Origin of the sequence: Pseudomonas sp. B34(2017) (assembly GCF_002112915.1) — a bacterium.
In the GTDB taxonomy this organism is placed as follows: Bacteria; Pseudomonadota; Gammaproteobacteria; order Pseudomonadales; family Pseudomonadaceae; genus Aquipseudomonas; species Aquipseudomonas pharyngis.
The window spans coordinates 371414-385086 of record NZ_NEJA01000004.1 but is presented as its reverse complement, the minus strand read 5'-3'; the positions used below and the strand labels follow the sequence as shown (position 1 = coordinate 385086).

The 13673-nt window shown below is 60.5% G+C and carries 11 protein-coding genes; all 11 read right to left on the bottom strand.

Translation table 11 applies throughout. The annotated features are described in order from the left end of the window. Window positions 1-6 precede the first annotated feature (6 nt). On the bottom strand, window positions 7-1014 hold the full coding sequence (gene nuoH, locus CAF80_RS15205) for an NADH-quinone oxidoreductase subunit NuoH (RefSeq protein ID WP_039767427.1): 1008 nt from the start codon (window positions 1012-1014) through the stop codon (window positions 7-9). Next, complete coding sequence (nuoG, locus tag CAF80_RS15200; protein WP_039767425.1) at window positions 1011-3725, bottom strand: NADH-quinone oxidoreductase subunit NuoG; 2715 nt, start codon at window positions 3723-3725, stop codon at window positions 1011-1013. Before nuoG ends, nuoH begins: the two co-directional genes overlap by 4 nt. 136 nt (window positions 3726-3861) lie before the next feature. Then, on the bottom strand, window positions 3862-5217 hold the full coding sequence (gene nuoF, locus CAF80_RS15195) for an NADH-quinone oxidoreductase subunit NuoF (protein ID WP_085667534.1): 1356 nt from the start codon (window positions 5215-5217) through the stop codon (window positions 3862-3864). Beyond that, window positions 5214-5711, bottom strand: a complete 498-nt coding sequence (gene nuoE, locus CAF80_RS15190; RefSeq protein WP_003223804.1) for an NADH-quinone oxidoreductase subunit NuoE — start codon at window positions 5709-5711, stop codon at window positions 5214-5216. Before nuoE ends, nuoF begins: the two co-directional genes overlap by 4 nt. Window positions 5712-5713: 2 nt before the next feature. Continuing rightward, window positions 5714-7498, bottom strand: coding sequence for an NADH-quinone oxidoreductase subunit C/D (nuoC, locus tag CAF80_RS15185; protein ID WP_039767687.1), 1785 nt, complete (start codon window positions 7496-7498; stop codon window positions 5714-5716). 69 nt (window positions 7499-7567) lie between these two features. Continuing rightward, the gene (locus CAF80_RS15180; protein ID WP_007951456.1) at window positions 7568-8242 is read right to left on the bottom strand and encodes an NADH-quinone oxidoreductase subunit B family protein; all 675 of its coding nucleotides are present in this window, start codon (window positions 8240-8242) and stop codon (window positions 7568-7570) included. A gap of 10 nt (window positions 8243-8252) precedes the next feature. Continuing rightward, window positions 8253-8666 (bottom strand): NADH-quinone oxidoreductase subunit A, encoded by a 414-nt coding sequence (locus CAF80_RS15175; RefSeq protein ID WP_003223812.1) that lies wholly within the window; start codon window positions 8664-8666, stop codon window positions 8253-8255. A gap of 547 nt (window positions 8667-9213) precedes the next feature. Then, entirely contained in the window at window positions 9214-10539 is a 1326-nt protein-coding gene (gene aceA, locus CAF80_RS15170; protein WP_039767419.1) for an isocitrate lyase, read from the bottom strand. Between the two features lie 476 nt (window positions 10540-11015). Continuing rightward, window positions 11016-11768 (bottom strand): secretin N-terminal domain-containing protein, encoded by a 753-nt coding sequence (locus CAF80_RS15165; RefSeq protein WP_011334955.1) that lies wholly within the window; start codon window positions 11766-11768, stop codon window positions 11016-11018. Window positions 11769-12013: 245 nt separating this feature from the next. After that, a complete protein-coding gene (locus tag CAF80_RS15160; RefSeq protein ID WP_085667535.1) occupies window positions 12014-12439 on the bottom strand; it encodes a GNAT family N-acetyltransferase in 426 nt (141 codons plus the stop codon). Further along, window positions 12432-13607: a cupin domain-containing protein gene (locus CAF80_RS15155; RefSeq protein ID WP_007951451.1), complete on the bottom strand. Its 1176-nt coding sequence runs from the start codon at window positions 13605-13607 to the stop codon at window positions 12432-12434. The genes CAF80_RS15160 and CAF80_RS15155 overlap by 8 nt, the downstream gene beginning before the upstream one ends. Window positions 13608-13673 lie beyond the last annotated feature (66 nt).

Genomic DNA, 13673 nt, shown 5'->3' with positions numbered 1-13673 from the left:
AAATCCTCACTGAACCGCAACCGCAGGTGTGTTCCACAACACAACCGCAGCGGTTATCAGCAAATTGATCAGGGTCAGTGGCAGGCAGAATTTCCAGCTGAAATCCATCACCTGGTCATAACGCGGACGCGGGATGGAAGCGCGCAGCAGGATGAACAGCATGATGAAGAACGCGGTCTTCAGTGCGAACCAGACGAAGGACAGTTGCGGCAGGATGCCGAACGGACCGTGCCAGCCACCGAAGAACAGGGTGACCAGCAGCGCCGAGATCAGGATGATGCCGATGTATTCACCGACGAAGAACATGCCCCATTTCATACCGGCGTATTCAATGTGGTAACCGTCGGCCAGTTCCTGTTCCGCTTCCGGCTGGTCGAACGGGTGACGGTGAGTCACGGCCACGCCAGCGATGAAGAAGGTACAGAAGCCGAAGAACTGCGGAATGATGAACCACAGGTTTTGCGCCTGGTACTCGACGATGTCGCGCATGTTGAACGAGCCGACCTGCACCACGATGCCCATCAGGGCCAGGCCCATGAACACTTCGTAGGACACGGTCTGCGCCGAGGCACGCAAGCTGCCCAGAAGGGCGAACTTGTTGTTACTCGACCAACCGGCGAACAGCACCGCGTAAACCGACAGACCGGCCATGGCGAAGAAGAACAGCAGGCCGATGTTCAGATCCGCCACGCCCCAGGTCGGGGTGATCGGGATGATCGCGAACGCGATCAGCAGGGCGGACATGGCCACCACCGGTGCCAGGGTGAAGATCACCTTGTCGGCAAACGGCGGGGTCCAGTCTTCCTTGAAGAACATCTTCAGCATGTCGGCTGCGATCTGGAACATGCCGAACGGGCCAACGCGGTTCGGACCGTAACGGTCCTGCCACCAGCCCAGCAGGCGACGCTCGACAAAGCTGAGCAGCGCGCCTGCGACCACCACGGCCAGCAGGATCACGATGGCCTTGATGACCGTCAGGATCACATCGATCACTTCAGGGGTGAACCAGCTCATTGCGCTGCCTCCTGCAGACCATCAACGGTTTGGCCGAAAATCGCCGGCGGAATGCCTGCCAGACCGGCCGGCAGTGCAACCAGGCCAGCGCCCAGCTCTTCATTGATGCGCAGCGGCAGACGCAGGGTCTGGCCGGCAACATTGAGGCTCAGCAGTGCGCCGTCGTTGACGCCCAGGCGGTCCGCTTCGGACTTGGCCAGCGACACGTAAGCAGCCGGAATGCGTTCCTGAACCGGTGCGGCTTTGGACGAGTTCTCGTCACTGCCGAACAGGTGATAGAACGGCACGGCTTGCCAGGTGCCCTGGGCCGGGTTGAACGCGCGCGGAACACTGGCGAACCAGTTCAGCGAATCACCGCTGCTTTCGATCAGGCGGGTGCCCGGATCGCCAGCGCGCAGGTGACCACCGACTTCGTCCTGGAACTTGTTCCAGGCTTGCGGCGAGTTCCAGCCCGGCGACCAGGCGAACGGCACTTGCTGACGCGGTTCGGCGGATCCCGAGTAACCTTCCATCGAGAAGGCGAACGCGGTGTCCTTGTCTTGCGGGGTGCGTGGTTCGTGAACGCTGATGTCGGCGCGCATCGCAGTGCGACCTGAGTAACGCAGCGGCTCACGGGCCAGTTTCAGACCCTTGATGCGGAACGAGGCGGACGGCGCGGCATCGACGATACGGGCCAGTTGCGGGGTGCTCGAAGCAACGGCAGCGGTCACGTGGTCGAGTTGCGTCCAGTCGATCGGCTGGTTCAGCAGGGTGGCGCGCAGGGCGTGCAGCCAGCGCCAGCCTTCGTGGACCAGAATGCTCGCGTCCATGTATTGCGGGTCGAAAACCTGGAAGAAGCGCTGGGCGCGACCTTCCTGGCTGACCAGCGTGCCGTCGCCTTCAGCGAAGCTGGCGGCTGGCAGAACCAGATGCGCGCGGTCGCTGGTGGCGGTCTTCTGATGGTCGGCAACGATCACTACTTGCGCAGCGTTCAGTGCCGCATCGACCTTGGCTTTGGCGGTGCGGGTGTACAGATCGTTTTCCAGCACGACGATGGCGTCGGCCTTGCCGTCGATGACCGCTTGCAGGGCAGCATCAACCGATTCGCCACCGAGCATGGCCAGACCGAGGCTGTTGGCTTCCGGCACGATCAGACTGATCGAACCGTTCTTCTCGCGCAGCTTCAGGGCCTTGGCGATGTTCGCAGCGGCCTCGATCAAGGCTTTGGAGCCCAGCGAAGTGCCGGCAATGATCAGCGGACGCTTGGCCGCGAGCAGGGCGTCGGCAATGCGCTTGGCCAGTTCCAGGGCTTCGGCGTCCAGACCTTCAACGGCAGGGGCGCTGGCGTCCAGGGCGTGAGCCACGGCGAAACCGATGCGCGCCAGATCGTCGGGAGCGGCGTGTACGCATTCTTCGGCGATGTCGTCGAGCTTGGTTTCAGCCAGGCTGGCGATGAACAGCGGGTTCAGTTCGTGCTGACCGATGTTCTTCACCGCAGCGTCGAGCCAAGGCTGGACGCGCATGGCTTCGGCCATGTCTTCGGCCTTGCCTTTTACCGACTGACGCAGGGCCAGGGCCATGCGGGCGGCGGTCTGGGTCAGGTCTTCACCGAGGACGAACACGGCGTCGTGGTCTTCGATGTCGCGCATGTTCGGTACGGGCAGCGGGCTGTCTTTCAGCACTTGCAGGACCAGACGGATGCGTTCCAGCTCGGAGGCTTCGATACCGGAGTAGAAGTGCTCGGCGCCTACCAGTTCACGCAACGCGTAGTTGCTTTCCAGGCTGGCACGCGGCGAACCGATACCGACGATGTTGCGGCCGCGCAGCAGGTCGGCGGCTTTGTCCAGCGCAGCATCCAGGCCAAGTTTGGTGCCGTCGGCCAGCAGCGGCTGACGTGGGCGGTCGGTGCGGTTGACGTAGCCATAACCGAAACGGCCACGGTCGCACAGGAAGTACTGGTTCACCGAACCGTTGTAACGGTTTTCGATGCGACGCAGTTCGCCGTAACGCTCGCCCGGGGAGATGTTGCAACCGCTCGAGCAACCATGGCAGATGCTCGGCGAGAACTGCATGTCCCACTTGCGGTTGTAGCGCTCGGAGTGAGTCTTGTCGGTGAACACACCGGTCGGGCAGACCTCGGTGAGGTTGCCGGAGAACTCGCTTTCGAGGGTGCCGTCTTCAACGCGACCGAAGTACACGTTGTCGTGGGCGCCGAATACACCGAGGTCGGTGCCGCCGGCGTAATCCTTGTAGAAACGCACGCAGCGGTAGCAGGCGATGCAGCGGTTCATCTCGTGGGAAATGAACGGGCCCAGTTGCTGGTTCTGGTGGGTGCGTTTGGTGAAGCGATAACGGCGCTCGTTGTGGCCGGTCATCACGGTCATGTCTTGCAGGTGGCAGTGACCGCCTTCCTCGCACACAGGGCAGTCGTGCGGGTGGTTGGTCATCAGCCATTCGACGACACTGGCGCGGAACGCCTTGGATTCTTCATCGTCGATGGAGATCCAGGTGTTGTCGGTGGCAGGGGTCATGCAGGACATGACGATGCGACCACGGGTGTCGTTCTCGTCGGTGTACTGCTTGACCGCGCACTGGCGGCAGGCCCCGACGCTACCAAGCGCGGGGTGCCAGCAGAAATAAGGGATGTCGAGGCCCAGCGACAGACATGCCTGTAACAGGTTGTCTGCCCCGTCGACTTCGAGCGCTTTGCCGTCTACGTGGATAGTGGCCATGGTTCAAAGGTCTTCGTTGGCCCGGTGTCAGCGGGCGTGGCTAATGGAATCTTGTTATCCGTCCGAATCCAGTCAGCCCCGAAAGGCGTCATCGGACGAAAGGCGAAGGGCACGGACCCTTCGCCTTTTTAAGCATTTACGCGCCGACTGTGATCGGCTTCGCCAGAGGCGGGACGGTGGCGCTTGCGGGCGCGATACCGGCTTCGAACTCTGGACGGAAGTATTTGATGGCACTGCCCAACGGCTCCACGGCACCCGGTGCGTGAGCACAGAAGGTCTTGCCTGGGCCGAGGAAGTTGACCAGACCCAGCAGGGTCTCGATGTCACCTGGCTGGCCGCGGCCTTGTTCGATGGCCATCAGCAGCTTGACGCTCCATGGCAGGCCATCACGGCAAGGGGTGCAGAAACCGCAGGATTCGCGAGCGAAGAACTGCTCCATGTTGCGCAGCAGGGACACCATGTTGACGCTGTCGTCCACCGCCATGGCCAGGCCGGTACCCATACGGGTGCCCACCTTGGCGATGCCGCTGGCGTACATTTGTGCGTCGAGGTGTTCTGGCAACAGGAAACCGGTACCGGCGCCGCCTGGCTGCCAGGCTTTCAGCTTGAAGCCGTCGCGCATGCCGCCGGCGTAGTCTTCGAACAGCTCGCGACCGGTAACGCCGAATGGCAGTTCCCACAGGCCAGGATTCTTGACCTTGCCGGAGAAGCCCATGAGCTTGGTGCCCATGTCTTCGCTGCCGTCGCGGGCCAACGATTTGTACCAGTCCACGCCGTCGGCAATGATCGCCGGTACGTTGCACAGGGTTTCAACGTTGTTCACGCAGGTCGGCTTGCCCCACACGCCAACGGCGGCAGGGAAGGGCGGCTTGGAGCGCGGGTTGGCGCGGCGGCCTTCGAGGGAGTTGATCAGTGCGGTTTCTTCACCGCAGATGTAACGCCCGGCGCCGGTGTGGACGAACAGCTCGAAATCGAAGCCGCTGCCCAGGATGTTCTTGCCCAACAGGCCCGCTGCCTTGGCTTCTTCAACGGCACGGTTCAGGTGCTTGGCGGCGGTGGTGTACTCGCCACGCAGGAAGATGTAGCCACGGTAGGTTTTCAGCGCGCGGGCGCTGATCAGCATGCCTTCGATCAGCAGATGGGGCAGTTGCTCCATCAGCATGCGGTCTTTCCAGGTGTTCGGCTCCATTTCATCCGCGTTGCACAGCAGGTAGCGGATGTTGATGGATTCGTCCTTTGGCATCAGGCCCCACTTCACGCCAGTGGGGAAGCCTGCACCGCCGCGACCCTTGAGGCCGGCGTCTTTCACGGTCTGGACAATGGCGTCCTGATCCATGTCGGCGAAGGCCTTGCGCGCAGCGGCGTAACCGTTCTTGGCCTGGTACTCGTCGAGCCATACGGCTTCGCCGTCGTCACGCAGGCGCCAGGTCAGCGGGTGAGTCTCGGCCGAACGCTGGATGCGGTTGGCAGGACCGAAAGAAGTCAGGGTCATACGTAGCCCTCGAGCAGTTTGGCGACGCCGGCAGGCTGGACATCGCCAAAGGTGTCGTCATCGATCATCAGCGCCGGTGCCTTGTCGCAGTTGCCGAGGCAGCAGACCGGCAGCAGGGTGAAACGACCGTCGGCGGTGGTCTGACCCAGGCCGATACCCAGGTTGTTCTGGATTTCGCTGACCACCGACTCGTGGCCGCCGATGTAGCAGACCATGCTGTCGCAGACGCGAATGATGTGACGGCCGACCGGCTGACGGAAGATCTGGCTGTAGAACGTGGCCACGCCTTCAACGTCGCTGGCCGGGATGCCGAGGATCTCGCCGATGGCGTACAGGGCGCCGTCCGGCACCCAGCCGCGTTCTTTCTGAACGATCTTCAGGGCTTCGATCGACGCCGCGCGCGGGTCTTCATAGTGATGCAGCTCGTGCTCGATGGCCGAGCGCTCGGTTTCACTCAAGGTGAAACGGTCTGTCTGGATAAGCGTGCTGTTCATGCTTAGCGGTCCACGTCGGCCATAACGAAATCGATACTACCCAGGTACGCAATCAGGTCCGCGACCATGCTGCCTTTGATCACCGAAGGGATCTGTTGCAGATGCGGGAAGCTCGGAGTACGGATCCGGGTACGGTAGCTCATGGTGCCGCCGTCGCTCGTCAGGTAATAACTGTTGATGCCCTTGGTCGCTTCGATCATCTGGAAGGATTCGTTGGCCGGCATGACCGGGCCCCACGAAACCTGCAGGAAGTGCGTGATCAGGGTTTCGATGTGCTGCAGCGTGCGCTCTTTCGGCGGCGGCGTGGTCAGCGGGTGATCCGCCTTGTACGGGCCTTCCGGCATGTTGCGCAGGCACTGGTCGATGATCTTGACGCTCTGGCGCATCTCTTCGACGCGAACCATGCAGCGGTCGTAGGCATCGCCGTTGGCAGCCAGCGGTACTTCGAACTCGAAGTTCTCGTAACCGGAATATGGGCGCGCTTTACGCAGGTCGAAATCGCAACCGGTGGAACGCAGGCCGGCACCGGTGACGCCCCATTCCAGGGCCTCTTTGGTGTTGTACTGGGCAACGCCGATGGTACGACCCTTGAGGATGCTGTTCTGCAGGGCGGCCTTGGTATATTCGTCGAGGCGCTTCGGCAGCCATTCAACGAAGTCCTTCACCAGTTTTTCCCAGCCGCGCGGCAGGTCGTGAGCGACGCCGCCGATGCGGTACCAGGCCGGGTGCAGACGGAAACCGGTGATGGCTTCGATCACCGTGTAAGCCTTCTGGCGGTCGGTGAAGGTGAAGAACACCGGGGTCATGGCGCCAACGTCCTGGATGTAGGTACCCAGGAACAGCAGGTGGCTGGTGATCCGGAAGAACTCGGCCATCATGATGCGGATGACGTCGACCTTCTCGGGTACCTTGATGCCGGCCAGCTTCTCGACCGAGAGCACGTACGGCAGGTTGTTCATCACGCCGCCGAGGTAGTCGATACGGTCGGTGTACGGAATGAAACTGTGCCAGGACTGACGCTCGGCCATCTTCTCGGCGCCACGGTGGTGGTAACCGATGTCCGGAACGCAATCGACGATCTCTTCACCGTCCAGTTGCAGGATGATGCGGAACGCACCGTGAGCCGAAGGGTGGTTCGGACCCAGGTTGAGGAACATGTAGTCCTCGTTCGGGCCGGAGCGCTTCATGCCCCAGTCTTCAGGGCGGAAGCGCGCGGCTTCTTCCTCGAGTTGTTGCTTGGCCAGGTTCAGGCTGAACGGATCGAACTCGGTGGCGCGCGCCGGGAAGTCCTTGCGCAGCGGGTGACCTTCCCAGGTCGGCGGCATCATGATGCGCGACAGGTGCGGGTGACCTTTGAAGTCAATGCCGAACATGTCCCAGACTTCACGCTCGTACCAGTTGGCGTTCGGCCAGATGCTGGTGACGGTCGGCAAGCTGAGGTCGCTCTCGGACAAGGCGACCTTGATCATCACGTCACTATTACGCTCCAGCGACATGAGGTGATAGAACACGGTGAAATCGGCACCGCCCGGCAGCCCTTGACGCTTGGTGCGCAGACGCTCGTCCACGCCGTGCAGGTCATAGAGCATGACGTACGGCTTGGGCAGGTTGCGCAGGAAGGTCAGGACTTCGACGAGTTTGGCGCGGGCCACCCACAGCACCGGCATGCCGGTGCGGGTCGGCTGAGCGGTGAACGCTTCGGCGCCAAAACGGTTGTTCAGTTCGACGACCACATCCTGGTCGTCTGCCTTATAAGGCGGGATGTACAGAGCACTGCCTGTAGTCATGGTTATTTTTTCGCTTTCGGTCAACGTAAAGAATGAAGCCAGCTTCTCGTTTCTTTGAAACAGACTGGATCAGACTTCGTCAGGGCTGCGCAGGTTGGTGACTGCGATTCGCTGTTCGCGGCGCTGTTCCTTCTGCGAAGGCATGTCGGCGCGATAAACGCCTTGATCGCCAACGACCCAGGACAGTGGGCGACGCTCCTGGCCAATGGATTCCTGCAACAGCATCAAGCCTTGCAGAAATGCTTCTGGACGGGGCGGGCAGCCAGGTACGTAGACGTCAACGGGCAGGAACTTGTCCACCCCCTGAACCACGGAGTAGATGTCGTACATGCCGCCGGAGTTGGCGCACGAACCCATCGAGATCACCCACTTGGGCTCGAGCATCTGCTCGTACAGGCGCTGAATGATCGGCGCCATCTTGATGAAGCAGGTCCCGGCGATAACCATGAAGTCGGCCTGACGCGGTGATGCCCGGATAACCTCGGCGCCGAAGCGCGCGATGTCGTGGGGCGCCGTGAAGGCGGTGGTCATTTCCACGTAGCAGCAGGACAGACCGAAGTTGTACGGCCACAGGGAGTTCTTACGTCCCCAGTTGACCGCGCCACTCAGCACGTCTTCCAGCTTGCCCATGAAAATGTTTTTGTGGACTTGATCTTCTAACGGATCGGAAACGGTTTCCCGCTGGCCGATCGGATACTGCTCGTTAGGAGCATCGGGGTCGATTCTGGTGAGATTGTATTGCATTGCCAAAGCCTCATTGTTTCAGCTTCGCCTGCCGCTTGCGACGAGCTTCCGGAGCCCAGTCAAGGGCGCCCACTCGGAACAGGTAGACAAGACCTGCCAACAGAATTGCTATGAAAACGAGAGCTTCGACGAATCCGGTCCAGCCGCTTTCGCGGACGGACACAGACCATGCAAAGAGAAAGAGGGCTTCGATATCGAAGATCACGAACAGCATCGCGACCAGATAGAATTTGGCTGAGAGCCGCAAGCGGGCGCCACCGGTAGGTAGCATGCCGGACTCGAACGGTTCGTTTTTGCTGCGGCCCCAGGCTTTTGACCCAAGGAGGCTGGAGACGCCGAGCATGAAGGCGCACAGGCCGACTACACCCAGAAGGAAAATGGCAAAGCCCCAGTTGTGGGCCATGAGTCCTGTCGCTTCGGGCATGCTGGAAATCCTTAACAGAGAGCAAAGGTCTCTGAGCTTGATAAAGAAATAAGGCAGTGACGATATGTCGCAGCAATCAATCGCGCTGATTTTATGGCTAAACACCCGGCAAGTAAAATTCCTATAGCGAAATTATTTATTGGAATAAGGACATAGCGCACCTCGAAGGGCCCGCAGCCCATGCGTTGCGGGCATTAGCCGGAATTTCAAGAATTATGTTTTGTGGGAAATGTAACGAACATAGTTGTCGCTAAATGATAATTGATATCGTTTGCAGTGGTTTCGTAACTGTTTAACGGGTCACTAGTTGGGAAGTTGTCTTATATGCGCGTTACTGCAAGTAGCGGCGGCGCCCGTTTTAGCCGATTTTTGCGATGCGGATACCGTTCTGGATCAATGTTTTGCCTGACAGGCTGTGCCAAATCCTGAGGTGCCCGGAAAACCGCAGGCAAAAAAACGCCCCGAACCAGTCGGGGCGTCAGTTTTTTCGGCAATGCGGTTAGCTTTCTATACGGTTCGCAAAGGCCGTTCGCTCAGGCGAAGTCGATCAGTGGAACTGTTCTTCTTCGGTCGAGCCGGTCAGCGCGGTCACCGAGGACGTGCCGCCCTGGATTACGGTGGTCATGTCGTCGAAGTAGCCAGTGCCCACTTCCTGCTGGTGAGCCACGAAGGTGTAACCCTTGGCGGCGTCAGCGAATTCCTGCTCTTGCAGCTTCACGTAGGCAGTCATGTCGTTGCGGGCGTAGTCGTGCGCCAGGTTGAACATGCTGTGCCACATGTTGTGAATGCCGGCCAGGGTGATGAACTGGTGCTTGTAACCCATGGCGGACAGTTCGCGCTGGAACTTGGCGATGGTCGCGTCGTCCAGGTTTTTCTTCCAGTTGAAGGAAGGCGAGCAGTTGTACGACAGGATCTGGTCCGGGTATTCCTTTTTGATCGCTTCAGCGAAACGACGGGCTTCTTCCAGATCCGGCTTGGCGGTTTCGCACCAGATCAGGTCGGCGTACGGCGCGTAGGCCAGGCCACGGGCGATTGCCTGGTCCAGACCTGCACGAACCTTGTAGAAACCTTCCTGGGTACGGGTGCCAGTCACGAATGGCTGGTCGTACGGATCGCAGTCGGAAGTCAGCAGGTCGGCAGCGTTGGCGTCGGTACGGGCCAGGATGATGGTCGGTACACCGGCAACGTCGGCAGCCAGACGAGCAGCGGTCAGCTTCTGCACGGCTTCCTGGGTTGGCACCAGCACCTTGCCGCCCATGTGGCCACATTTCTTCACGGAAGCCAGCTGGTCTTCGAAGTGAACGCCGGCGGCGCCTGCCTCGATCATGCTCTTCATCAGCTCGTAGGCGTTCAGTACGCCGCCGAAACCGGCTTCGGCGTCAGCCACGATTGGCGCGAAGTAGTCGATGTAGCCTTCGTCGCCCGGGTTCTTGCCGGCTTTCCACTGGATCTGGTCGGCACGACGGAACGAGTTGTTGATGCGCTTTACCACGGTTGGAACCGAGTCCACCGGGTACAGCGACTGGTCCGGGTACATCGATTCGGCGGAGTTGTTGTCCGCCGCGACTTGCCAGCCCGACAGGTAGATCGCCTGGATACCGGCTTTGACCTGTTGCACAGCCTGGCCGCCGGTCAGGGCGCCCATGCAGTTGACGAAATCTTTCTCTGGGCGGAAGGACGGCTTGGCACCCTGGGTGACCAGGTTCCACAGCTTCTCGGCGCCCATTTTTGCAAAGGTGTGCTCTGGCTGAACCGAGCCACGCAGACGGACGACGTCAGCAGCGGAGTAATTGCGAGTCACGCCTTTCCAGCGCGGGTTTTCAGCCCAGTCTTTTTCAAGGGCTGCAATTTGCTGTTCGCGTGTCAGTGCCATGGAGATAAACCTCGTCGCGTCTTTATGAAAAGTTGTTCTGCGGTGGAAAATTCCTTGCGCTCGCTGACCAGAAGCTTAGGCGGTCAGGTCGGGTTCGGCGGGGCAGGCGACGGGATGAACGATAGGCTCGAGGGGAAGTGAGCAGGTAAAGGCGAACTGGTGGGCGCATTCGGGCGTCGTGGGCCTTTATACGAACGACAGTGTAAAGCCGGGTTACCTAATTACGCTTCCGTCCCTCGGGACAACTTCGTTCCAGTCGGCAACCTCGTCAAACACGCCTTGTGGGCGGTACAGACACGAAACGGCTCGCGGGGATGGTTGCGAGCAGCGCTTCGAAGGCCCTTGCCAGGGCCTCTGATTAGCGGGAGCGAGGCCATCATGCCTTCGCTTTTTTGGCTCGTCAAACGTTTTGTAGTGCTTTTTTTCAAGCACTACATCTTTCGTCTAATACGACTAATCAGTCAGTTTTTGGTGCTTTAGTCCAGCGTGTCGACTTTCACCCGCAACGTCATGTCATCCCGGCCTTGAGTCGAGTAGCTGCGGGCCAGGCCCTGTTTGTCGGCCTGGGTCTGGCGATTTACGCCGGCGAGGGTGATCCATTCACCCAGGCGTCCGGTGACGGTTGTGTCGGTGCTTTGCACGTTCACTACATCGGGACGTTCCTGGCTCATGCGGTCACGGTTGGTACTGATGGCCAGGTGAACGGTTTCGCCGGTGACGCTGGCGGTGACGTAAAAGCCCTGGGTGACGTTGCGATATTGCGTCTGGCTGCTGTAATCGCCGTAGGAGTTGGTCTGGCTGCTGGTGATCGGCACGCTCTGGCCGACCTGGATCAGTGCCGGTGCACCTTCGCTGGCCTGGATCTGCTGAATGCCGCCGTCACGGCTGGCGGTGCTGCGGCTGATGATCCGGGTCTGCGCGCCGTTGACCGAATAGCCTTCATCGCCACGACCGTTGTTTTCGTTGGTGTCGACCGTGATCAGCAGGCGCTTGGGTGCGGTGTCGAGTTGCGAGAGCAGGTCCTTGAGTTCTTGAATCTTGCCGGGCTCGGCCTTGACGATCAGTTGGTTGCCATAGGCGCTGACCTGGCCGTCCTTGCCGATGAAGTCCTGAGCCACCGGCAGCATGTCGGCACTGGTGTGGTACTTGAGGGGCACGATTTCTGTGGCTGCCATCACCGAAAAACTGCAGCCGAGCAGCAGGGTGGTGAGCAGGGTGCGTAGGGACATGTCCGTTATCTCCGCTTTCGAAAGGCTTGATATTGCCAGTTTGTCGGCCCGGGGTGGGGCAAGTTGAATCGTAGACAGCAAAACGCCCCGGCATCGTGAGATGCAGGGGCGTTTTAGGTGTTGATCGTTCCCACGCTCTGCGTGGTAATGCAGCCAGTGACGCTCTGCGTCACATGCCGCAAGGGACGCGGAGCGTCCCGAGGGGCATCCCCACGCAGAGCGTGGGAACGATCGGTGCCTGGGTCTTAAGCCGAATGACGAACCATGTCGACATGCGGAATCCCGGCTTCGAGGAATTCCTCGCTGATCAGGTTGAAACCCAGACGCTCATAGAACGCTGTGGCCTGAACCTGGGCGCTGAGCATCTGCTGCTTCAGTCCGCGCTCCTCTGCTTCGGCGATGACCGCTTGCATCAGCGCATCGCCGACCTTCAGGCCGCGCCAGTCCTTGAGCACCGAAACCCGGCCAACATGCCCGTCGGGCAAAAGGCGGGCAGTGCCGATCGGAAAGTCGCCTTCGAAAGCCAGAAAATGCACCGCCGTGGCGTCATCGGCGTCCCACTCAAGCTCGGGTGGAACCGATTGTTCGGCAATGAACACCGTTTCGCGAATGCGGCGGATCTCGGCGTTGTCCTTTTGCCAGTCTGCAACACGTACGCGAATCTTATTCATCGTCGGCGAACCCCAGGCTTCCCTGTTTGACCAGTTCGCACAGCAGGCCGCGACCGTCTTCGTCGCTCAGCCAGTCACCGAGGTTGTCGGTGTGCAGAGCGTCGGCGGAGCAGATCAGCTTCAGCAGTTCGCGCAGCTTGCCCGGCAGGTAACGGCTCTGGCCGCTGGCGAACAGCAGCAGGTCGTCATCGACGTCCGACCACGCCAGGCGCGCGCTCGGGTTGCGGATCAGGATGGCGCCGTCTTCGAGCGCGCCGAGCAAGTCTTCTTCCTCGACCTCTTCCGGGCCGACCACCAGCTCTGGATAACGCGGCTCGGTCATGTACTGGCCGAACCAGGTCAGCAGCAGGCGCTCATCGCTCATGTGCTCGGCGAGCAGCGCTTTCAGGCGGCCGAGTGCATCGTGCTGGATCTGATGTGGATCATCGCTGACCGGTTTTGCATCGGCGTCGGTGTAGCGCTCTTCGTCAGTCAGGAACTGGCTGAGGAAGTCGGTGAAGTGGGTCAGAACTTCAGCGGCGCTCGGTGCGCGGAAGCCGACCGAGTAGGTCATGCAGTCATCGACGGCAACGCCGCAGTGGGCCAGGCGTGGTGGCAGGTAGAGCATGTCGCCCGGTTCGAGCACCCACTCTTCGGTCTCGTGGAATTCGGCGAGGATGCGCAGGTCCGCGTGTTGCAGCAGCGGGCTTTCGGAGTCGCACATCTGGCCGATTTTCCAGTTGCGCTTGCCGTGGCCTTGCAGCAGGAACACGTCGTAGTTGTCGAAGTGCGGGCCGACGCTGCCACCCGGGGCGGCGAAGCTGATCATTACGTCGTCGACGCGCCAGCTCGGCAGGAAGCGGAAATTTTCCAGCAGCTCGCTGACTTCCGGCACGAACTGGTCGACCGCCTGTACCAGCAGGGTCCACTCGCGCTCCGGCAGTTTGCTGAATTCGTCTTCGGCGAACGGGCCGCGACGCAGTTCCCATGGACGCTCGCCGTGCTCGATCACCAGGCGCGATTCAACTTCTTCTTCCAGGGCCAGGCCGGCGAGTTCGTCGGCGTCGATCGGGCTTTCGAAATCAGGAATCGCCTGACGGATCAGCAGTGGTTTTTTCTGCCAGTAATCGCGCATGAATTCGCGCGCCGTAAGACCACCCAGAAGTTGAAGAGGAATATCGGGATTCATATGTAACCTATTGAAAAAAAGCATTTTTCAGACGGGAATAAAAACGCCCGGCGCGGCCGGGCGTCT

Excerpts from the sequence above, each read along its gene's own strand:
- nuoH (WP_039767427.1), bottom strand. The coding sequence starts at position 1,014 with ATGAGCTGGTTCACCCCTGAAGTGATCGATGTGATCCTGACGGTCATC.
- nuoG (WP_039767425.1), bottom strand. The coding sequence starts at position 3,725 with ATGGCCACTATCCACGTAGACGGCAAAGCGCTCGAAGTCGACGGGGCA.
- nuoF (WP_085667534.1), bottom strand. The coding sequence starts at position 5,217 with ATGACCCTGACTTCTTTCGGTCCTGCCAACCGCATCCAGCGTTCGGCC.
- nuoE (WP_003223804.1), bottom strand. The coding sequence starts at position 5,711 with ATGAACAGCACGCTTATCCAGACAGACCGTTTCACCTTGAGTGAAACC.
- nuoC (WP_039767687.1), bottom strand. The coding sequence starts at position 7,498 with ATGACTACAGGCAGTGCTCTGTACATCCCGCCTTATAAGGCAGACGAC.
- CAF80_RS15180 (WP_007951456.1), bottom strand. The coding sequence starts at position 8,242 with ATGCAATACAATCTCACCAGAATCGACCCCGATGCTCCTAACGAGCAG.
- CAF80_RS15175 (WP_003223812.1), bottom strand. The coding sequence starts at position 8,666 with ATGCCCGAAGCGACAGGACTCATGGCCCACAACTGGGGCTTTGCCATT.
- aceA (WP_039767419.1), bottom strand. The coding sequence starts at position 10,539 with ATGGCACTGACACGCGAACAGCAAATTGCAGCCCTTGAAAAAGACTGG.
- CAF80_RS15165 (WP_011334955.1), bottom strand. The coding sequence starts at position 11,768 with ATGTCCCTACGCACCCTGCTCACCACCCTGCTGCTCGGCTGCAGTTTT.
- CAF80_RS15160 (WP_085667535.1), bottom strand. The coding sequence starts at position 12,439 with ATGAATAAGATTCGCGTACGTGTTGCAGACTGGCAAAAGGACAACGCC.
- CAF80_RS15155 (WP_007951451.1), bottom strand. The coding sequence starts at position 13,607 with ATGAATCCCGATATTCCTCTTCAACTTCTGGGTGGTCTTACGGCGCGC.